Raw genomic sequence first — 20,961 nt, 5'->3', positions numbered from 1 at the left:
CGCTTCAGCAAAGGAAACCACCGTCAACGTTCAGCGCTGTACCCGTGGTGTAGCTGGCAGCCGCGCTGGCCAGGTACAGCACGGCCCCGGCCATTTCGTCGGGCTGGGCAACACGGTTGAGCGGGATCTGCGCCAGCGCCGTCTTGAGGATGGCCTGGTTCTCGACCAGGGCTGACGCGAAGCGGGTGTCGGTCAGCCCTGGCAGCAGGGCATTGCAGCGGATGTTGAAGCCGGCGCACTCCTTGGCGAAGGCCTTGGTCATGTTGACCACCGCCGCCTTGGTCATGGAATAGACGCCCTGGAATATGCCGGGTGATACGCCGTTGATGGACGCCACGTTGATGATGCTGCCACCACCGTGTTCGCGCATCAATCTGCCAGCCTCCACCGACATGAAGAAATAGCCGCGGATATTGACGTCCACGGTTTTCTGGAACGCGCCCAGGTCGACGTCCAGCACGCTGCCGAACTGGGGGTTGGTGGCGGCGTTGTTGACGAGAATGTCCAGGCGCCCGAACGTTTCGCGGACGGCGGCAAACAGCGCCGCAATCTGCTCCGGTTCGCCGATGTGGCAGGCCATCGCAGTGGCTCGATCGCCGCCGGCGTTGATGCTGTCGGCGACGCGCTGACAGCCTTCCAGTTTGCGGCTGACGACGATGACATGCGCGCCCTGCTGTGCAAGCAAGCGGGCAATCGCCTCGCCGATCCCGCGGCTGGCGCCGGAGACCAGCGCTATCTTGCCGTCCAGGTCGAACATCGTGGTCTTGGGCATATCCGCTCCTGCCGTGGCTGAAGGATCACATGTTCGGGTAGGTAGGTCCGCCCGATCCCTCGGGTGTCACCCAGACGATATTCTGCGAGGGGTCCTTGATGTCGCACGTCTTGCAGTGGACGCAGTTCTGGGCGTTGATCTGGAAGCGTTTGGCGCCGTCCTCCTGGGTGATCACCTCATACACGCCGGCCGGGCAGTAGCGTTGCGCGGGCTCATCGTACAGCGGCAGGTTCTTGCCGATGGGAATGCTCGGGTCCTTGAGCTTGAGGTGGCACGGCTGTTCTTCTTCGTGGTTGGTACCGGAGATGAACACCGAGCTGAGCTTGTCAAAGCTCAGTTTGCCATCAGGCCTGGGGTAGTCGATGCGCTTGCTGTCCGCTGCCAGCTTCATGCAGGCGTAGTCAGGCTTGTTGTCGTGCAGGGTGAAGGGGATCTTGCCCTTGAACAGGTTCTGATCGACGAAGTTGAAGGCGCCACCGACGATGGCTCCCCACTTGTGGATGGCGGCGCCGAAATTGCGGCTGGCGAACAGCTCTTCATACAGCCAGCTGGCCTTGAAACCGGACACGTAGCCGTCGAGCACATCACCGCCCTCGGAGCCCTGGAACAGCGCATCGGCCACCGCCTCGGCGGCGAGCATGCCGGATTTCATGGCGGTGTGGCTGCCCTTGATCTTGGAGAAGTTCATGGTGCCCAGATCACAGCCGATCAGGGCGCCGCCGGCGAAGACCATCTTGGGCAGCGAGTTGAAGCCGCCCTTGCAGATGGCGCGAGCGCCGTAGCTGACGCGCTTGCCGCCTTCCAGGTACTGCTTGAGGACCGGATGGTGCTTGAGTCGCTGGAACTCGTCGAAAGGCGACAGGAAGGGGTTGGCGTAGGACAGGTCGACGATGAGGCCCACCACCACCTGGTTGTTTTCCAAGTGATAGAGGAACGAGCCGCCGGTATTCTCGGTGCCCATGACCTCCAGCGGCCAGCCGGCGGTGTGGACGACCAGGCCAGGCTGATGCCTGGCGGGATCGATGTCCCAGATTTCCTTCAGGCCAATCCCGTAATGCTGTGCGTCGGCTTCGCTGTCGAGTTTGAACCGCTCGATCAGTTGCTTGCCGATGTGGCCGCGGCAGCCTTCGGCGAACAGGGTGTATTTGCCGCGCAGTTCCATGCCGGGGGTATACAGGCCGTCCTTGGGCTTGCCTTCGCGATCCACGCCCAGGTCACCAGTGATGATGCCGCGTACCACGCCTTGCTCGTCGATCAATGCTTCTTGGGCGGCGAACCCCGGATAGATCTCGACACCCAGGTTTTCCGCCTGCTGAGCCAGCCAGCGGCACAGATTGCCCAGGGAAATGATGTAGTTGCCTTCGTTGTGCATGGTCTGGGGCACGAAGGCATTGGGAATTTTGGAACCGCTCTCGGCGTTCTTCAGGATGAAGATATCGTCGCGGGTCACCGGGGTGTTCAGCGGTGCACCCAAGGCTTTCCAGTCCGGGAACAGCTCGGTGAGCGCCCGGGGTTCGAAGACCGCGCCGGAGAGGATATGAGCACCGACTTCGGAGCCTTTTTCAACCACGCAGACGCTGATTTCCTGTCCGGCGTCGGCGGCTTTCTGCTTCAGTCGGCATGCGGCGGACAGGCCGGCAGGGCCTGCGCCGACGACGACGACGTCGAATTCCATGTATTCGCGTTCCACGGGGTCTCTCCTACTCAGGGCTCATCAGGCCTTTCTAATGGGTGAAGCTGCCGGAACGGTCATCCGGTGTGTAGCGGTCATGCGCGACATTGCGGTGCGGTGATCCGTGCGGGCAGTACTGCATCTCGGCAGCTGCAGGCGAGGATATGCTTGTGGGCAGTATATCTACACCACTTGGCAGGTCCAATACAAACGTTTGTTTGAATCCGCTGCAGCCCAGTAAAATCAAGGTGGTCAGGGGGCGTGACCGGTGAGTTCCGCGTATTGACCGGTCAGGGCACAGCGGTCAAGATACGGCCAGCTTCATGTTCGGTGCAGTTGCCGCGCGCAGTACCGGTTGCATCGAATCTCGACCCGATCCCGAGCCGTTTGCATACGCCGGACGCACACGCGGTCGAGTTTACACGTCATACTTGTTGAAGGCTGCCCCGTTTTGCTGGTCAAGGTCTTGAAAAATCAGGTTTTTGCCGGCACTTCGCAACGCTGCAAACGTTTCAATGGTGCCCTTGCGCCCACGTCATCGTCCGGTCTGCCTGGGCGACATTCTTTTCACCGGAGAGTAACGAGGAATCCATGAAGGTTCTTGTAGCTGTCAAACGAGTGGTCGACTATAACGTCAAGGTTCGCGTCAAGGCGGACAACTCTGGCGTCGACCTTGCCAACGTCAAGATGTCGATGAACCCTTTCTGCGAAATCGCTGTTGAAGAAGCCGTGCGCTTGAAAGAGAAGGGCATCGCCAGCGAGATCGTCGTGGTCACCGTTGGCCCGGCCACTGCGCAGGAGCAATTGCGCACCGCGCTCGCCCTGGGCGCCGACCGGGCAATACTGATCGAGCACGCCGAGGAACTGAACGCCCTGGCCGTGGCCAAGCTGCTCAAGGCCGTTGTCGACAAGGAACAGCCGCAGCTGGTGATCCTCGGCAAACAGGCGATCGACAGCGACAACAACCAGACTGGCCAGATGCTGGCTGCGCTGAGCGGATACGCGCAGGGCACCTTCGCCTCCAAGGTGGAAGTGGTTGGCGACAAGCTCAATGTCACTCGTGAAGTCGATGACGGTCTGCAGACCGTCGGCCTGACCCTGCCGGCCATCGTCACCACTGACCTGCGTCTGAACGAGCCGCGCTACGCCTCCCTGCCCAACATCATGAAGGCCAAGAAGAAGCCCCTCGAGTCTTTCACGCCCGAGGCGCTCGGCGTATCCGTGACCTCCACCAACAAGACCCTCAAGGTCGAGGCTCCGGCGACTCGCAGTGCCGGGATCAAGGTCAAGTCGGTTGCCGAACTGGTCGAAAAACTGAAAAACGAAGCGAAGGTAATCTAATGACTATCCTGGTTATCGCCGATTATGTAACCGAAGGTCAGGTGAACACGGGTGTGGCACCTTCGACCCTGAACACCGTGGCCGCTGCGCAGAAGATCGGCGGCGAGATCCACGTACTGGTCGCCGGCGTGCAGGTCGCCAGTGTTGCCGAAGCCGCCGCCAAGATCGCCGGCGTGAGCAAGGTGCTGGTGGCAGACAACGCCGCTTATGCACATCAGTTGCCTGAGAACGTTGCGCCGCTGATCGTCGAGCTGGCCTCCGGCTACAGCCATGTGCTGTCCGCCGCGACCGCCAACGGCAAGAACATTCTGCCGCGGGTGGCTGCCCAGCTGGACGTCGACCAGATTTCCGAGATCGTCTCGGTCGAGTCGCCGGACACCTTCAAGCGTCCGATCTACGCGGGCAACGCCATTGCCACCGTGCAGTCCAGTGCCTCCATCAAGGTCATCACCGTGCGTGCTACCGGTTTCGACGCCGTCGCTGCCGAAGGCGGTTCGGCTACCGTGGAAGCGGTAGGCGCGGCCCACGATGCTGGCAAATCGAGCTTCGTCGGTGAAGAGCTGGCCAAGTCCGATCGTCCCGAGCTGACCGCTGCCAAGATCGTCGTATCCGGCGGTCGCGGCATGCAGAACGGCGACAACTTCAAGCACCTGTACACCTTGGCCGACAAGCTGGGCGCTGCCGTGGGTGCGTCGCGTGCAGCCGTTGACGCCGGCTTCGTGCCCAACGACATGCAGGTCGGGCAGACCGGCAAGATCGTCGCGCCGCAGCTGTACATCGCCGTGGGCATTTCCGGAGCCATCCAGCATCTGGCGGGCATGAAGGATTCCAAGGTGATCGTCGCAATCAACAAGGATGAGGAAGCGCCGATCTTCCAGGTCGCCGATTACGGCCTGGTCGCGGACTTGTTCGAAGCAGTGCCCGAGCTCGAGAAGCTGGTCTGACCCAGCGCTTTCAGCTGCGGTTGATTCAAGCCTGGTCGCGGTCTGTTGCCCATGGGGCAGCGCGCAGTGACCAGGCTTTTTTGTATGTGACAGGGTCGCAAGAGGTTGAGCATGACTGAAAAAGGCGGTCTACGCCGTACGGCGCTGTGCGTGGCTGCCGCGCTATTGCCGCTGGCGGCGCAGGGGGCAGGCAAGTGTGAACGGTTGATTGCCAGCGGCAGTCCCGACGCACCGCCGTATCTGTGGCGGGACCCGGGGGACCCCGAGCGCCTGATCGGCGTCAACGCCGAGCTGCTGCAGCAGGTGGCAGCCCAGATCGGCGTCAAAATCGACATCCTCTATGCAGGCAAACGTTCGCAGGCGCTGGAAGAAGTGCGCAGCGGGCGAATGGACCTGTTGGTGGACGCGCCACTGACCGTGAGCGAACTCGAGTCGCTGGATTACGTGCATCCTGCGCTGGTGCCGAACGATTACCTGGTATGGACGCTGCGTTCGGCGCCGTTGCCGTATCGCAGCCTCGCCGACCTGCACGGTCACGCCGGTGCCATATCGGCTAAAGCACGGCCAACGCAGGCATTCATGACCCTGGCCACCGAACATCTGAAACTCGCCAGTACCGAAAACCTGCCGCAGGCCTTCGGCCGCCTGGTGCGTGGCGAGGTCGAATACGTGATCGCCGGACGCTATTCCGGTGCGGCAATGGCTCAGGCACAGGGTGTGGCCGACAAGTTGCAAAGCAGCGAGTTACCCGTCGACCGGCCGGGGTTGTACCTGGCGTTGTCTCACGACTCAGCATGCAACGATGCCTGGCTGCGCGGACAGCTGGCGAAAAAAATGACAGAATTGACCGCTTCAGGTATCTCGGCCGAGTTGTTCTCGCGCAATGTCGAGCGCTGGAAAGCCCAACAATCGCCCCCGCCTGCAGCCCCTCAACAGTAGGAATTTTTCGTGAACGTTCAAGCTATGACCGCAGGTTCGCTGCTCTTGCTGCTCGCTGGTTGCGCCAGCGATCCGGCGCCCACGCAGCAATTGCGCCTGGCCGACCAGACCGTAGACCAGGCGCGGGCCGTCGGCGCGACAGAAGACAACCCGGCCATGAAGCTGGCGGTCGACAAGCTTGCCCAGGCTCGTGCGCAAATGGCTGACGGCAACTACAAGGGCGCCCGGCTCAACGCCGAACAGGCTGAACTGGACGCACGCCTGGCCGAGGATCAGTTGTTGACCGCCAAGGGGCAGGAGCAGCTCAAGGTTCTGGACGCGCGTATCCAGCGCCTGCGTAAACAATTGGGGGACATGCAGTGAGGCAGTTGATGGCAATGCGCGCGGGGCTGTTGCTGGCCGCCGGCTTGATGACAGTGGGTTGCTCCAGCCAGCGCGCCAACAGCGAGGCGGTGCAGCGGGCCGAGACCGCTTTCCAGGCTGTGCGCGATGATTCCAGTGTTCTGCGCAGCGCACCCAAGGATGTCATCCGTGCAGGCGAATCACTGGCCCGTGCCGAGCGACTTGCCAGCTATTGGGGCACCGGCAGCGACGCCCAGCATTATGCCTACTTGAGCCTGCGCTATAGCGAGATCTCTCGCGAGCGAAGCGAGCAACTGCTTAACCAGCAGCGTCTGACCAAGGCGCAGATGGACCTGCAGCGCCTGCAATTGGCCTTGCGCGACTCCAAGCTGGAAAGCGTGCAGCAGCAGGGTAAATGGCTGGAAGAGCAGATCCTGGCGCTGGCCAACGTCGAGGCGGACCGTGGCCTGGTCATGACCCTGGGCGACGTATTGTTCGATACCGGTGAGGCCCAGCTCAAGCCCCAGGCCAATCGCACGATCCTCAAGCTCGTGCAGTTCCTGCAGCTCAATCCCAAGCGCGTGGTGCGTATCGAAGGCTATACCGATAACACCGGAGAGAAAGCGTTCAACCTGAAGCTCTCGGCCGACCGTGCGCAGTCGGTGGCGGACACGCTGGTCGATCTGGGTATCGACGAGTCGCGCATCCAGGTACAGGGCTATGGCGATGCCTACCCGGTGGACGCCAATGCTTCCGAGCGGGGCAGGGCGCAGAATCGTCGGGTCGAGATCGTCTTTTCCAATTCCAAGGGCGAGTTGGCGCTGCCCCGCGGTTGAACGCAAGGTTGCAAGTGGCCCGTGCAGTTGCAGGATCAGCTCTGCTATCCTGCCAGCTGTCCCCGTACAGTTCGTATCTGTAGGGGTCTTCTGGCACATCGAAGGTCCGGCCATGACCAACCTCTTGCTCTACCAGCGTATCGCCCAGCAGTTGGCTGATGACATCCGTCGCGGCGTATACCAGCCAGGCGAGCGCGTGCCTTCGGTGCGCAAGATGAGCGCCCAGCTCAATGTCAGCCACGCCACGGTATTGCAGGCGTACGCCAACCTCGAGGACCAGGGGTTGATTCGCGCGCGGCCACAGTCCGGCTACTACGTCCACCAGACCCCGGCGCTGACCGCGCCGACACCCGATATTGCTCGAGTAGAGCGTCCCGGCTTGGTCACCCGCAGCAGTATCATCCAGCAGGTACTCGACGAATCCCGTCGCGAAGGTGTATTTCCGCTGGGGGCCGCAGTGCCTCATGTCGAATTTCTACCGGTACGCGCGCTGCATCAGCAGTTGGCCAAAGTCACCCGCTTCCAAAGCCCGCGTGCCTTCAGCTACATGTTCAGCCCAGGCTTCGAGCCGCTGCGCCGGCAGGTGGCGATCCGCATGCGTGATGCGGGTGTGGTGGTCGATCCCTCGGAGATCGTCATCACTCATGGCTGCGTCGATGCTTTGCAGATGAGCCTGCGCGTGCTCACCCGGCCGGGCGACCTGATCGCGGCCGAGTCACCTACCTACTATGGCTTGCTGCAGCTTGCGGATCTGCTCGGGCTCAAGGTCATCGAGATTCCCAGCGATCCGTCCACCGGTATCAGTCTGGAAGCGCTGCAATTGGCGGCCAACCAGTGGTCGATCAAGGCGCTGGTACTGACGCCGCGGTTGAGCAATCCGCTGGGTGGAACCATGCCCGAAGAGCGTATGAAACAACTGCTGCGGCTGTCCTCCGATTTCGATATCCAGATCATCGAAGACGATATCTACGGCGAGTTGATGTTCGAACAGGGCAAGAGCAAGGCGCTCAAGGCGTTCGACCGACTGGGCCATGTCATCTATTGCTCCAGCTTCTCCAAGACCCTGTCGCCCGGCGTGCGCATCGGTTGGATGATTGCCGGCAAATATCAGGCCGAGGTCCAGCGCTTGCAGACGTTCAGCACGCACTCGGCCTGCAGCGTCACGCAAATGGGTGTGGCCAGTTACCTGGAAAATGGTGGCTACGACCGGCACTTGCGCTTCATTCGCCAGGAATACCGCAAGAACCTGAGTGCGTTCCAGCTGGCCGTACAGCAGCACTTTCCCGAAGGTACGCAGATCACGCGGCCTACCGGGGGGTTCATTCTGTGGGTGAGCCTGCCGGGGCGGGTCAACACCCAGGAGCTGCATGTGCGTGCACTTGAACAAGGGATCAGCATTGCGCCTGGGCTGATCTTCAGCAATACAGAGCAGTTCAACCACTGCATTCGCCTTAACTGTGGTGTGCCGTGGAACCGTGAAGCCGAACGGGCACTGGCAACGCTCGGTGTGCTGGCGCGGCAATTGTGCCAGGAGTCTGGAGTTTCCTATTGAAAGCGCTCGAGGGGCTTGTCAGCGCGACGCTGAACAGGGAGCATAGAGGCTCCGTCGTTGTTGTCGTGCCCCTATGAACACCAAGCGCCGTCTCGCATTGCTGGTTTTCTGCTTGAATCTGGGCTGCTTTGCTGTGCCCGGTGTTCACGCGCAAACGCCGGACAGCCCGCCGGCTGCGACACGCTCGGCAGATGCCACAAAGTCGCCCGCTAAGGCTGATTCTGGGGCGAAGAAGCCTGCCGCGAAAAAGCCCGTGGTACGCAAGAAGGCTGCCAAGAGCCGGTCGCGCAAGGAAGCGGATGTCATCGCCACGCCGGTGCCCAAGCCCAACCTGGACCTGAGCCTGCCCAAGGACATCGTCAAGGACCTCAAGCCGCCGACCCAGCCCGTCAACGCTGCCGTACACCCTGCGCCGCTGGCCGAGCCTGCACCCAAGCCGATTCTCCCTGCCTTCTTCAGTGACAAGGGCAGCGAAGACTTCCAGCTCAATGGTCGCTTGCTGAACAACGAGATGCAGTTGCAGCGGCGCAGTGACGGCCGTGAAGTCGAGGGCGCTGCGTTGGACTTCAACTTCAAGCAATGAACGACGTTGGCCTGTTTAGTCTGCCGTAACGTTTTCGACGACCGAATTATCGACTCAGGCATTTTCAAACGCTCGTTGGGTCACTACCATGGGTGTTCTACAACATTTTGTGCCTGTGAGGTCATGACGTCATGAAATGCCGCGAAGGCTGTGGCGCCTGCTGTATCGCCCCCTCCATCAGTTCGCCTATCCCCGGGATGCCTTTGGGTAAACCGGCCGGGCAGCGCTGCGTGCAGCTTTCTCTGGACAATCTGTGTGCCTTGTTCGGCCTGCCCGAGCGGCCGGCCGTGTGCTCGGCATTTCATGCCGATCCCGAGGTGTGTGGCGACAGCGACCAGGACGCCGTGCGCATCCTGGGCTGGTGGGAGCAGATGACCGCGTAGGCAAAGGCTCGATCCTCGACAACAAGGAACAACAACAATGAGAGCGATGCATCGTATAGCGCTGGTGGCCCTGCTGGGCAGTGTCCACCTGTCTGCCCACGCCGAGCAGTGGTCGGTGGCCAAGGACGAGGAGGGGATCAAGGTTTCCTTGAGTGAAGTTGCAGGCTCCAAGTACAAGGCCTATCGGGGCGAGACCACTATCAAGGCCAGCGTGGCGAAGCTGCGAGCCATGCAGGAGGACGTCGCCGGGGCTTGTACCTGGATTCATGAGTGCAAGGCGCAGAAGCTGCTCAAGCATCAAGGCGACCAGACCTGGACCTACACCCAATTCAATACGCCATGGCCGGTCACCCCGCGGGACTCGGTGCTGCATATCACCACGGTCGATGGCAGTGATGGCAGCGTCACCCGCAATCTCGCTGGGGCGGCCGACTACGTGCCGCAGGAGAAGGGCTTCGTGCGTGTGGCTCAGGTGGAGGGCTTCTGGAAGATGGTGCCCCAGGGTGCCAATCAGACCCAGGTGATCTACCAGGTCCACACCGAGCCGGGCGGCAGTGTGCCCTCCTGGCTTGCCAACAAGTTCGTCGTGGATGCCCCATTCAATACGCTCAAGGCATTGCGCGCCAAAGCGGAACAGTAACAACGCAAAAGGCCGCCCGGAGGCGGCCTTTCGTTGTGGCGCGAAGGCTCAGGCGCGATCGTCCAGAGCCGTTACGTCGCGGCTTTTCTCGCCGGTGTACAGCTGGCGCGGGCGGCCGATCTTGTAGGGGCTCGACAGCATTTCCTTCCAGTGCGAGATCCAGCCCACGGTACGCGCCAAGGCGAAGATGACCGTGAACATGCTGGTTGGGATGCCGATGGCCTTGAGGATGATGCCCGAATAGAAATCGACGTTCGGGTAGAGCGAGCGCTCGATGAAGTAGGGGTCGGTCAAGGCGATCTCTTCCAGGCGCATGGCCAGTTCGAGTTGCGGATCGTTCTTGATGCCCAGTTCCTTCAACACTTCGTCGCACGTCTGCTTCATCACCGTGGCCCGCGGGTCGCGGTTCTTGTAGACCCGGTGGCCGAAGCCCATCAGCTTGAACGGATCGTTCTTGTCCTTGGCCTTGGCGATGAAAGTGTCGATGTTGGACACATCGCCGATCTCGTCGAGCATGGTCAGCACGGCTTCGTTGGCACCGCCGTGGGCAGGGCCCCAGAGTGCTGCGATGCCGGCGGCGATGCAGGCGAACGGGTTGGCACCCGACGAGCCTGCCAGGCGCACGGTGGAGGTGGACGCATTCTGTTCGTGATCGGCGTGCAGAATGAAGATGCGGTCCATGGCCTTGGCCAGCACCGGGCTGATCGGCTTGATCTCGCACGGCGTGTTGAACATCATGTGCAGGAAGTTTTCCGCGTATGACAGGTCGTTGCGCGGGTACATCATGGGCTGGCCCATGGAGTACTTGTAGACCATGGCAGCCAGGGTCGGCATCTTGGCCACCAGGCGCACTGCAGAGATCTCGCGGTGCTGCGGGTTATTGATGTCGAGCGAGTCGTGGTAGAACGCGGACAGCGCACCGACTACGCCGCACATGATGGCCATCGGGTGGGCATCGCGGCGGAAGCCGTTGAAGAAGGTCTTCAACTGCTCGTGAACCATGGTGTGGTTCTTGATGTTGCCGACGAACTTCGCTTTCTGCTCGGCCGTAGGCAATTCGCCATTAAGCAGCAGGTAGCAGGTTTCGAGATAGTCGGATTGTTCGGCAAGCTGCTCGATCGGATAGCCGCGGTGCAGCAGGATTCCGGCATCGCCGTCGATGTAGGTGATCTTCGACTCGCACGAGGCGGTCGACATGAAGCCTGGGTCGAAAGTGAAGCGGCCCGTGGCAGTCAAACTCCTGACGTCGATTACATCGGGACCAACGGTGCCGGTTAAAATCGGCAGTTCGACGGGGGCTGCGCCCTCGATGATCAACTGCGCTTTTTTGTCAGCCATGTGGCCTCCTATTAATGCTTGGAATCATCAGACAGACCCCCCACGCAGGGCCCGCACCACTATAGTGAGATAAATTCGAATGTCAATTTGCTTAAAGTAAGGCTCCAGAGCGCCGCGAGCGCGCTTTTTTCGCGAAATTCCGCCCCGTTCAAACCTTTTGCCACGCTTGCGCAATCCGCTGTCCGGGGCCTGTGGTGCGTTGTCATTAGTATCCTAACTGTCTATACTCGGCAGCCGACCGCCGGGGGCTTTTCCGAGCCATTTCGACGGGGTCGTCACTCCCTGGGTGGTGAGTACCTGACCAGTACACTTCCCTACAACTTGCCCTGCTTGCTAGGGGCTCTTCAGTGTGAAAAAAGCCGTGAATAGCCAACGACCTGTAAACCTAGACCTAAGGACCATCAAACTCCCTGTCACTGCTTACACGTCCATTCTCCATCGTATATCCGGTGTCATCCTGTTCCTGGGCATCGCTCTCATGCTGTACGCATTGGGCAAATCCCTGGGTTCGGAGGAAGGCTTCGGCGAGGTGAAGGCGTATATGACCAGCCCGCTGGCCAAGTTCGTGATCTGGGCCCTGCTGTCCGCCTTGCTGTATCACCTGGTGGCCGGTGTGCGCCACCTGATCATGGACATGGGCATCGGCGAGACGCTGGAAGGCGGCAAGCTGGGCTCTAAAATCGTTCTCATCATCTCGGTGGTGCTGATCGTTCTGGCAGGAGTTTGGGTATGGTAACCAACGTTACGAACCTTTCGCGTTCGGGCCTCTATGACTGGATGGCACAGCGTGTGTCTGCGGTCGTTCTCGCGGCTTATTTTCTTTTTCTGATCGGCTACATCGTTGCCAATCCAGGCATCGAATACACCCAATGGCACTCGCTGTTCAGCAGCAACTGGATGCGCATCTTCAGCCTTCTGGCCCTGGTCGCCCTCGGCGCCCACGCCTGGGTCGGCATGTGGACCATTGCCACCGACTACCTGACGCCAATGGCGTTCGGCAAGTCGGCCACGGCTATACGCTTCCTGTTCCAGGCGGTATGCGGCGTCGCGATGTTCGCGTACTTCGTCTGGGGTGTGCAGATTCTTTGGGGTATCTGATTCATGGCTAACATTAGTACGCTTTCCTTCGACGCCATCATCATTGGTGGTGGTGGTGCCGGCATGCGCGCAGCGCTGCAGCTGGCCCAGGGTGGTCACAAGACCGCCGTTGTCACCAAGGTATTCCCGACTCGCTCGCACACCGTGTCGGCGCAGGGCGGGATCACCTGCGCCATCGCCTCGGCCGACCCGAACGATGACTGGCGCTGGCACATGTACGATACCGTCAAGGGTTCCGACTACATCGGCGACCAGGACGCTATCGAGTACATGTGTTCGGTAGGCCCGGAAGCGGTCTTCGAGCTCGAGCACATGGGTCTGCCGTTCTCGCGTACCGAGCAGGGTCGCATCTACCAGCGTCCGTTCGGTGGCCAGTCCAAAGACTTCGGCAAGGGCGGCCAGGCCGCGCGTACCTGCGCCGCTGCCGACCGTACCGGCCATGCGCTGCTGCACACCCTGTACCAGGCCAACCTGAAGGCCGGTACCGTGTTCCTGAACGAGTACTACGCGGTCGATCTGGTAAAGAACCAGGACGGCGCGATCGTTGGCGTCATCGCCATCTGCATCGAAACCGGCGAGACCTCGTACATCCGCGCCAACGCCACCGTGTTGGCCACCGGCGGGGCAGGACGTATCTACTCGTCTACCACCAACGCCCTGATCAACACCGGTGACGGCGTGGGCATGGCCTTGCGCGCCGGTGTGCCGGTGCAGGACATCGAGATGTGGCAGTTCCACCCGACCGGCATTGCCGGGGCAGGTGTACTGGTCACCGAGGGTTGCCGCGGTGAAGGCGGCTACCTGATCAACAAGCATGGCGAGCGTTTCATGGAGCGCTACGCGCCGAACGCGAAGGACCTTGCCGGTCGTGACGTGGTTGCGCGTTCGATGGTCAAGGAAATCATCGCCGGCAACGGCTGTGGTCCGGATGGCGATCACGTGATGCTCAAGCTCGATCACCTGGGCGAGGAAGTACTGCACAGCCGCCTGCCAGGCATCATGGAATTGTCCAAGACCTTTGCCCACGTCGATCCGGCCGTTGCGCCGATTCCTGTCGTGCCAACTTGTCATTACATGATGGGGGGTGTCGCTACCAACATCCACGGTCAGGCAATCACTCAGGACGCCAATGGCAACGACGCCATCATCCCGGGCCTGTTCGCCGTGGGCGAAGTGGCTTGCGTGTCGGTCCATGGCGCCAACCGCCTGGGCGGCAACTCGCTGCTCGACCTGGTGGTGTTCGGTCGTGCCGCAGGCCTGCACCTGGAGCAGGCGCTGAGCGAAGGTATCGAATACCGCCGCGCCAGCGACACCGATCTGGAAGTCGCCCTGGCGCGTCTGGACGGCCTCAATGCGCGCACCACGGGCGAAGATGTCGCCAGCCTGCGCAAAGAGCTGCAGAGCTGCATGCAGAACTACTTCGGTGTGTTCCGCACCGGTGAGTACATGCAGAAAGGTATCGATCAGCTGGCCGGCCTGCGCGAGCGCATCGCCAACGTCAAGATCAACGACAAGAGCCAGGGCTTCAACACCGCCCGGATCGAAGCGCTGGAATTGCAGAACCTGCTGGAAGTGGCGGAAGCCACCGCGATTGCCGCCGAGCATCGCAAAGAGTCCCGCGGCGCTCACGCCCGTGAAGACTTCGAAGATCGCGACGACGAAAATTGGCTGTGCCACACCCTGTACTTCCCGGGTGAAAAACGTGTTGCCAAACGCGCCGTGAACTTCTCGCCGAAAACCGTTCCGACCATGGAACCGAAGATCCGGACTTACTGAGGGTGGCCGCCATGTTGCAAGTCAGTGTTTATCGCTACAACCCGGACCAGGACGCAGCGCCGTCCATGCAGGAATTCCAGGTCGACACCGGTGGCAAGGATGTGATGGTGCTGGACGTGCTGGCCTTGATCAAGGAACAGGACGAAGGCTTCTCCTATCGTCGCTCGTGCCGTGAAGGCGTATGCGGTTCCGATGGCATGAACATCAACGGCAAGAACGGCCTGGCATGCATCACGCCGCTGTCCGCTGTCGTAAAAGGTAACAAGTTGATCGTGCGCCCGCTGCCAGGGTTGCCGGTGATCCGTGACCTGGTCGTGGATATGAGCATCTTCTACAAGCAGTACGAGAAGGTTAAGCCGTTCCTGCAGAACGACACGCCGGCCCCGGCCATCGAGCGTCTGCAGACTCCGGAAGAGCGCGAGAAGCTTGACGGTCTGTACGAGTGCATCCTGTGCGCCTGCTGCTCGACTTCCTGCCCTTCGTTCTGGTGGAACCCCGACAAGTTCCTCGGCCCGGCGGCGCTGCTGCAGGCCTACCGTTTCCTGGCCGACAGCCGTGACACCCGGACCAGCGAGCGCCTGGCGTCGATGGATGATCCGTTCAGCGTATTCCGCTGCCGCGGCATCATGAACTGCGTCAGCGTTTGCCCCAAGGGCCTGAACCCCACAAAAGCCATTGGCCACGTGCGGAACATGCTGTTGTCCAACGGCGTCTGATTCATCTGCTACACCGCAAGCCATCACAGCGCAGGACCGATCCTGCGCTGTGATGAAAACCCGAGCGTGGCTGTGTAAGGCTTCGCTTTTACTTTCGAAGAAACAAGACCAGCAGGGGCTCCGGGCTGGTACCCGGACTACCAGCGTACAACTGAGGTGGCTTGCACGGTCGCTGTACATGGACCGCGTCAATGCGCCCAAGGTGTGAGCGCCGGTGGTGTCCCCTAACCGAGGGTGACCAAGCATGCAAGAAAGCGTGATGCAGCGCATGTGGAACAGCGCCCACCTATCCGGTGGTAACGCTGCCTATGTGGAAGAGCTCTATGAGCTTTACCTGCACGACCCTAACGCTGTGCCAGAAGAATGGCGCACCTACTTTCAGAAGTTGCCTGCCGAAGGCAGCACTGCCACCGACGTTGCACACTCCACCATCCGCGACCATTTCGTCCTGCTGGCCAAAAACCAGCGCCGTGCCCAACCGGTTTCCGCCGGTAGCGTGAGCAGCGAGCACGAGAAGAAGCAGGTGGAAGTGCTGCGATTGATTCAGGCTTACCGGATGCGCGGCCACCAGGCAGCCCAACTGGACCCGTTGGGGCTGTGGCAACGGCCTGCTCCGGCAGACCTGTCAATCAACCATTACGGCATGACCAATGCCGATCTGGATACGACCTTCCGTGCCGGCGACCTGTTCATCGGCAAAGAGGAGGCGAGCCTACGTGAAATTCTCGAGGCTTTGCAGCAGACATATTGCCGCACCATTGGCTCCGAGTTCACCCACATCACCGATTCCGAGCAGCGCAGCTGGTTCCAGCAGCGCCTGGAAAGCGTGCGCGGTCGTCCATCGTTCTCGGCCGAAAGCCGTAGCCACGTGCTTGAGCGTGTCACCGCAGCCGAGGGCCTGGAGAAGTACCTGGGCACCAAGTACCCGGGCACCAAGCGTTTCGGTCTGGAAGGCGGCGAGAGCCTGATTCCGATGCTGGACGAGATGATCCAGCGTTCGGGCTCGTACGGCACCAAGGAAGTCGTGATCGGCATGGCCCACCGTGGCCGTCTCAACGTGCTGGTCAACACCTTCGGCAAGAACCCGCGCGATCTGTTCGACGAATTCGAAGGCAAGAAGAAGGTCGAGTTGGGCTCCGGCGACGTCAAGTATCACCAGGGCTTCTCGTCCAACGTGATGACCGCAGGCGGCGAAGTTCACCTGGCCATGGCGTTCAACCCGTCCCACCTGGAAATCGTATCGCCGGTGGTCGAAGGTTCGGTACGTGCCCGCCAGGACCGTCGCAACGACGCGGTCGGCGACAAGGTGCTGCCGATCTCGCTGCACGGCGATGCTGCATTCGCCGGCCAGGGCGTGGTCATGGAAACCTTCCAGATGTCGCAGACCCGCGGTTTCAAGACCGGCGGCACCGTGCACATCGTGATCAACAACCAGGTCGGTTTCACCATCAGCAACCCGTACGACGCGCGTTCCACCGAATACGCGACCGACGTGGCCAAGATGATCCAGGCGCCGATCCTGCACGTGAACGGCGATGATCCGGAAGCCGTGGTGTTCGTCACCCAGCTGGCGATCGACTACCGTATGCAGTTCAAGCGTGACGTGGTCATCGACCTGGTTTGCTACCGCCGTCGCGGTCACAACGAAGCTGACGAGCCTAGCGGCACCCAGCCACTGATGTACCAGCAGATCGCCAAGCAGCGCACTACGCGCGAGTTGTACGCCGAAAGCCTGATCAAGGCCGGCGTGCTCGACGAAGGCAGCGTGCAGAGTCAGATCGACGAATACCGCAACGCACTGGACAACGGTCTGCACGTGGTCAAGAGCCTGGTCAAGGAGCCGAACAAGGAATTGTTCGTCGACTGGCGTCCGTACCTGGGCCATGCCTGGACGGCGCGTCACGACACCAGCTTCGACCTCAAGACCTTGCAGGAACTGTCCGCCAAGCTGCTGGAGATCCCGGAAGGCTTCGTGGTTCAGCGTCAGGTTGCGAAGATCTACGAAGACCGGCAGAAGATGCAGGCCGGTGGCTTGCCGATCAACTGGGGCTATGCCGAGACCATGGCCTACGCCACCTTGGCGTTCGAAGGCCATCCGATCCGCATGACCGGCCAGGACATCGGCCGCGGCACCTTCTCGCACCGTCACGCGGTGCTGCACAACCAGAAGGATGCGGCGACCTACATCCCGCTGCAGAACCTCTACAGCGGCCAGCCGCGTTTCGACCTGTACGACTCGTTCCTTTCCGAGGAAGCGGTGCTGGCGTTCGAATACGGCTACTCGACCACCTCGCCCAATGCGCTGGTGATCTGGGAAGCCCAGTTCGGCGACTTCGCCAACGGTGCGCAGGTCGTGGTCGACCAGTTCATCACCAGTGGCGAGCACAAGTGGGGCCGTCTGTGCGGCTTGACCATGCTGCTGCCGCACGGCTACGAAGGGCAGGGCCCGGAGCACTCGTCCGCGCGTCTGGAGCGTTACCTGCAGTTGTGCGCCGAGCACAACATCCAGGTATGCGTGCCGACCACCCCGGCGCAGATCTACCATCTGTTGCGTCGCCAGGTGATTCGTCCGTTGCGCAAGCCGCTGATCGTGCTCACGCCCAAGTCGCTGCTGCGGCACAAGCTGGCCGTATCGACCCTTGAAGACCTGGCCGAAGGCTCGTTCCAGACGGTCATTCCGGAAATCGATAACCTGGACGCCGCCAAGGTGACGCGTCTGGTGCTGTGCAGCGGCAAGGTCTACTACGACCTGCTGGAGAAGCGCCGCTCCGAAGGCCGTGAAGACGTGGCCATCGTGCGTATCGAGCAACTGTATCCGTTCCCTGAAGACGACTTGATGGAAGCGATTGCTGCCTACACCAATCTGGAACATGTGGCCTGGTGTCAGGAAGAGCCGATGAACCAGGGTGCCTGGTACAGCAGTCAGCATCACTTGCGCCGCAGCATGAGCAATCACAAGAAGACTCTGGTCCTCGAGTATGCCGGCCGTGACGCATCGGCTGCCCCGGCTTGTGGTTACGCTTCGATGCACGCCGAGCAGCAAGCCAAATTGCTGCAAGATGCCTTCACCGTTTAATGCCAACGCGCACCTGAAACCGAATTTAAGGAAATACTGATAATGGCTATCGAGATCAAAGCCCCTACCTTCCCGGAATCGGTCGCCGACGGCACCGTTGCCACCTGGCACAAGCAGCCGGGCGACGCGGTCAAGCGCGATGACCTGATCGTTGACATCGAGACCGACAAGGTCGTCCTGGAGGTGCTGGCCACCGCTGACGGCGTACTGGGCGCGATCGTCAAGAACGAAGGCGACACCGTTCTGTCGGACGAAGTCCTGGGCTCCATCGAGGCAGGCGGCGCCGCCGCTGCACCTGCTGCCGCACCTCAGGCCGCTGCTGCGCCTCAGGCTGCCGCACCGCAGGCGGCTTCAGCACCTGCCGCTGGCGACGATGACGCCATTGGCGGCCCGGCTGCACGCAAGCTGGCCGAAGAAAACGGCATCAATCTGAACAGCGTCAAGGGCACCGGCAAAGACGGTCGCGTCACCAAGGAAGACCTGGTCGCCGCCATCGAAGCCAAGAAGTCTGCCCCGGCCGCCAAGCCAGCCGTGCCGGCCGCTGCCGCTGCCATCGTGCAGAGCGTCGGCGACCGCACTGAAAAGCGTGTGCCGATGACCCGTCTGCGCGCCAAGGTTGCCGAGCGTCTGGTGGAAGCCCAGTCGAACATGGCCATGCTGACCACGTTCAACGAAGTCGACATGACCGAAGTCATGGCCTTGCGCTCCAAGTACAAGGACTTGTTCGAGAAGTCGCACAATGGCGTGCGCCTGGGCTTCATGTCGTTCTTCGTCAAGGCGGCCACCGAGGCGCTGAAGCGCTTCCCGGCGGTGAACGCCTCGATCGATGGTTCGGACATCGTCTATCACGGCTATGCCGACGTCGGTGTGGCGGTTTCCAGCGACCGCGGTCTGGTGGTTCCGGTCCTGCGCAATGCCGAGGCCATGAGCCTGGCCGAAATCGAGGGCGGCATCGCCACCTTCGGCAAGAAGGCGCGTGACGGCAAGCTGTCGATGGACGAAATGACCGGGGGTACCTTTACCATCACCAACGGTGGTACCTTCGGTTCGATGATGTCGACCCCGATCGTCAACCCGCCGCAGGCGGCTATCCTGGGCATGCACAACATTCTGCAGCGCCCGATGGCTATCAACGGCCAGGTGGTCATCCGCCCGATGATGTACCTGGCGCTGTCGTATGACCATCGCCTGATCGATGGCAAGGAAGCCGTGACGTTCCTGGTGACCATCAAGAACCTGCTGGAAGATCCAGCGCGTCTGTTGCTGGATATCTGATAAGGCAGCCACAGGTCCCGGGATCTGCCATCGAGCCCACGCAGCTTGATACGGAACCCGGCACCTGGGCTTCAAGCATGCCGTTAATAGGAATCGTTTTATGACTCAGAAATTCGACGTGGTAGTGATTGGCGCAGGCCCCGGTGGCTACGTCGCTGCCATCAAGGCCGCACAACTGGGCCTGAAGACTGCCTGTATCGAAAAATATCAAGACGGCGAGGGCAAGCTGGCCCTCGGCGGTACCTGCCTGAACGTGGGTTGCATTCCCTCCAAGGCACTGCTGGACAGCTCGTGGAAATTCCACGAAGCACAGGATGGCTTTGCCATCCATGGCATCAACCACGCCGGCGTGACCATTGACGTACCGGCGATGATTGGTCGCAAGTCCAACATCGTCAAGAACCTGACCGGCGGCGTCGCCGGCCTGTTCAAGTCCAATGGCGTGACCGTGCTGCAAGGCCACGGCAAACTGTTGGCCGGCAAGAAAGTCGAAGTCACCGGCCCCAACGGTGTTGAAATCGTCGAGGCCGACAACGTCATTCTGGCGTCCGGCTCGCGTCCGATCGACATCCCGCCGGCCCCTGTCGACCAGAAGATCATCGTCGACTCCACCGGCGCGCTGGAATTCCAGCAGGTGCCCAAGCGTCTCGGCGTCATAGGCGCCGGTGTGATCGGCCTGGAGCTGGGTTCGGTATGGTCGCGCCTCGGCTCCGAAGTCACCGTCCTCGAAGCGCTGGACACATTCCTCATGGCTGCCGACACTGCGGTGTCCAAGGAAGCCCTGAAGACCTTCACCAAGCAGGGTCTGGACATCAAGCTCGGCGCTCGCGTGACTGGCTCCGAAGTGCAGGGCGAAGAAGTCCTGGTCAAGTACACCGACGCCAACGGCGAACAGACGATCACCTTCGACAAGCTGATCGTTGCCGTGGGCCGTCGCCCGGTGACCACCGACCTGCTGGCTTCGGACAGCGGCGTGGACATCGACGAGCGCGGCTTCATCTATGTCGATGACTATTGCGCCACCAGCGTGCCTGGCGTCTACGCCATCGGCGACGTGGTGCGTGGCCTGATGCTGGCGCACAAGGCGTCCGAGGAAGGCATCATGGTCGTCGAGCGCATTAAGGGCCACAAGGCCGTGATGAACTACGATCTGATCCCTTCGGTCATCTATACCCACCCGGAAATCGCATGGGTCGGCAAGACCGAACAGACGCTGAAGGCCGAAGGCGTTGAAGTCAACGTCGGCAGCTTCCCGTTCGCGGCCAGCGGTCGCGCCATGGCGGCCAACGACACCGGCGGTTTCGTCAAGGTCATCGCCGATGCCAAGACCGACCGCGTACTGGGTGTACACGTGATCGGCCCTAGCGCGGCAGAATTGGTTCAGCAGGGCGCCATCGCCATGGAATTCGGCACCAGTGCCGAAGACCTGGGCATGATGGTCTTCTCGCATCCGACCCTGTCGGAAGCCCTGCACGAAGCGGCCCTGGCCGTGAATGGCGGCGCCATTCACATCGCCAACCGCAAGAAGCGTTAAACAATAAGAAACCACGGCGTCCTGCCCGTCGCATGTCCTGTTCACAGGGCCTGCCGCGGAACGTCCGCCGGACTCACCTCGCCGGTCAACCGGCGAGTAGCAGTCACAGGTGGCGCGGCACTTCAATCATGAAGCGCAGCGCCG

General features: G+C 61.3%; 19 protein-coding genes. 16 read left to right on the top strand and 3 right to left on the bottom strand.

The window, feature by feature from the left end:
* Window positions 1-4: 4 nt before the first annotated feature.
* The gene (locus IFT57_RS14570) at window positions 5-772 is read right to left on the bottom strand and encodes an SDR family oxidoreductase (protein WP_192151836.1); all 768 of its coding nucleotides are present in this window, start codon (window positions 770-772) and stop codon (window positions 5-7) included.
* A 25-nt stretch (window positions 773-797) separates the two neighbouring features.
* Window positions 798-2,462, bottom strand: coding sequence for a 4Fe-4S dicluster domain-containing protein (locus tag IFT57_RS14565; RefSeq protein WP_192151835.1), 1,665 nt, complete (start codon window positions 2,460-2,462; stop codon window positions 798-800).
* A 573-nt stretch (window positions 2,463-3,035) separates the two neighbouring features.
* Here IFT57_RS14565 and IFT57_RS14560 point away from each other — a divergent pair.
* The 9 genes from IFT57_RS14560 (at window position 3,036) to IFT57_RS14520 (ending at window position 10,004) form a co-directional block, all read left to right on the top strand.
* The gene (locus tag IFT57_RS14560) at window positions 3,036-3,785 is read left to right on the top strand and encodes an electron transfer flavoprotein subunit beta/FixA family protein (RefSeq protein WP_122477283.1); all 750 of its coding nucleotides are present in this window, start codon (window positions 3,036-3,038) and stop codon (window positions 3,783-3,785) included.
* On the top strand, window positions 3,785-4,729 hold the full coding sequence (locus tag IFT57_RS14555) for an electron transfer flavoprotein subunit alpha/FixB family protein (protein WP_122796362.1): 945 nt from the start codon (window positions 3,785-3,787) through the stop codon (window positions 4,727-4,729). The genes IFT57_RS14560 and IFT57_RS14555 overlap by 1 nt, the downstream gene beginning before the upstream one ends.
* Before the next feature lie 111 nt (window positions 4,730-4,840).
* Window positions 4,841-5,668, top strand: coding sequence for a substrate-binding periplasmic protein (locus tag IFT57_RS14550; protein ID WP_192151834.1), 828 nt, complete (start codon window positions 4,841-4,843; stop codon window positions 5,666-5,668).
* A gap of 24 nt (window positions 5,669-5,692) precedes the next feature.
* Window positions 5,693-6,031: a DUF4398 domain-containing protein gene (locus IFT57_RS14545; protein WP_122715788.1), complete on the top strand. Its 339-nt coding sequence runs from the start codon at window positions 5,693-5,695 to the stop codon at window positions 6,029-6,031.
* Window positions 6,032-6,039: 8 nt separating this feature from the next.
* Entirely contained in the window at window positions 6,040-6,846 is an 807-nt protein-coding gene (locus IFT57_RS14540) for an OmpA family protein (protein ID WP_192151833.1), read from the top strand.
* A gap of 112 nt (window positions 6,847-6,958) precedes the next feature.
* Window positions 6,959-8,398 (top strand): aminotransferase-like domain-containing protein, encoded by a 1,440-nt coding sequence (locus IFT57_RS14535; protein WP_122477290.1) that lies wholly within the window; start codon window positions 6,959-6,961, stop codon window positions 8,396-8,398.
* A 253-nt stretch (window positions 8,399-8,651) separates the two neighbouring features.
* Window positions 8,652-8,981, top strand: coding sequence for a translation initiation factor 2 (locus tag IFT57_RS27015; protein ID WP_244657316.1), 330 nt, complete (start codon window positions 8,652-8,654; stop codon window positions 8,979-8,981).
* 131 nt (window positions 8,982-9,112) lie between these two features.
* Entirely contained in the window at window positions 9,113-9,364 is a 252-nt protein-coding gene (locus IFT57_RS14525; protein WP_122477294.1) for a YkgJ family cysteine cluster protein, read from the top strand.
* Window positions 9,365-9,401: 37 nt separating this feature from the next.
* Complete coding sequence (locus tag IFT57_RS14520; protein ID WP_122477295.1) at window positions 9,402-10,004, top strand: START domain-containing protein; 603 nt, start codon at window positions 9,402-9,404, stop codon at window positions 10,002-10,004.
* 48 nt (window positions 10,005-10,052) lie between these two features.
* Here IFT57_RS14520 and gltA read toward each other — a convergent pair whose 3' ends face one another.
* Window positions 10,053-11,342, bottom strand: coding sequence for a citrate synthase (gene gltA / locus IFT57_RS14515; RefSeq protein WP_122715784.1), 1,290 nt, complete (start codon window positions 11,340-11,342; stop codon window positions 10,053-10,055).
* A 349-nt stretch (window positions 11,343-11,691) separates the two neighbouring features.
* On the opposite strand from gltA, the gene sdhC reads away from it, so the two are divergent.
* From sdhC to lpdA, 7 genes are all read left to right on the top strand, one after another.
* A complete protein-coding gene (gene sdhC / locus IFT57_RS14510; protein ID WP_185793015.1) occupies window positions 11,692-12,078 on the top strand; it encodes a succinate dehydrogenase, cytochrome b556 subunit in 387 nt (128 codons plus the stop codon).
* Entirely contained in the window at window positions 12,072-12,440 is a 369-nt protein-coding gene (gene sdhD, locus IFT57_RS14505; protein WP_043190640.1) for a succinate dehydrogenase, hydrophobic membrane anchor protein, read from the top strand. Before sdhC ends, sdhD begins: the two co-directional genes overlap by 7 nt.
* A 3-nt stretch (window positions 12,441-12,443) precedes the next feature.
* A complete protein-coding gene (gene sdhA / locus IFT57_RS14500) occupies window positions 12,444-14,216 on the top strand; it encodes a succinate dehydrogenase flavoprotein subunit (protein ID WP_122477298.1) in 1,773 nt (590 codons plus the stop codon).
* Between the two features lie 11 nt (window positions 14,217-14,227).
* Window positions 14,228-14,932, top strand: coding sequence for a succinate dehydrogenase iron-sulfur subunit (locus IFT57_RS14495; RefSeq protein ID WP_043193659.1), 705 nt, complete (start codon window positions 14,228-14,230; stop codon window positions 14,930-14,932).
* Window positions 14,933-15,176: 244 nt separating this feature from the next.
* Window positions 15,177-18,008: a 2-oxoglutarate dehydrogenase E1 component gene (locus IFT57_RS14490; RefSeq protein WP_122715783.1), complete on the top strand. Its 2,832-nt coding sequence runs from the start codon at window positions 15,177-15,179 to the stop codon at window positions 18,006-18,008.
* Between the two features lie 42 nt (window positions 18,009-18,050).
* A complete protein-coding gene (gene odhB / locus IFT57_RS14485) occupies window positions 18,051-19,283 on the top strand; it encodes a 2-oxoglutarate dehydrogenase complex dihydrolipoyllysine-residue succinyltransferase (protein WP_122715782.1) in 1,233 nt (410 codons plus the stop codon).
* A gap of 100 nt (window positions 19,284-19,383) precedes the next feature.
* Complete coding sequence (gene lpdA / locus IFT57_RS14480) at window positions 19,384-20,817, top strand: dihydrolipoyl dehydrogenase (RefSeq protein WP_122796368.1); 1,434 nt, start codon at window positions 19,384-19,386, stop codon at window positions 20,815-20,817.
* The last annotated feature ends 144 nt before the right edge of the window (window positions 20,818-20,961 follow it).

It is taken from the genome of Pseudomonas sp. CFBP 13719, assembly GCF_014842095.1.
Classification (GTDB): domain Bacteria; phylum Pseudomonadota; class Gammaproteobacteria; order Pseudomonadales; family Pseudomonadaceae; genus Aquipseudomonas.
Note: the sequence above shows the minus strand (reverse complement) of the source record. Positions and strands in the feature narration are given on the sequence as shown.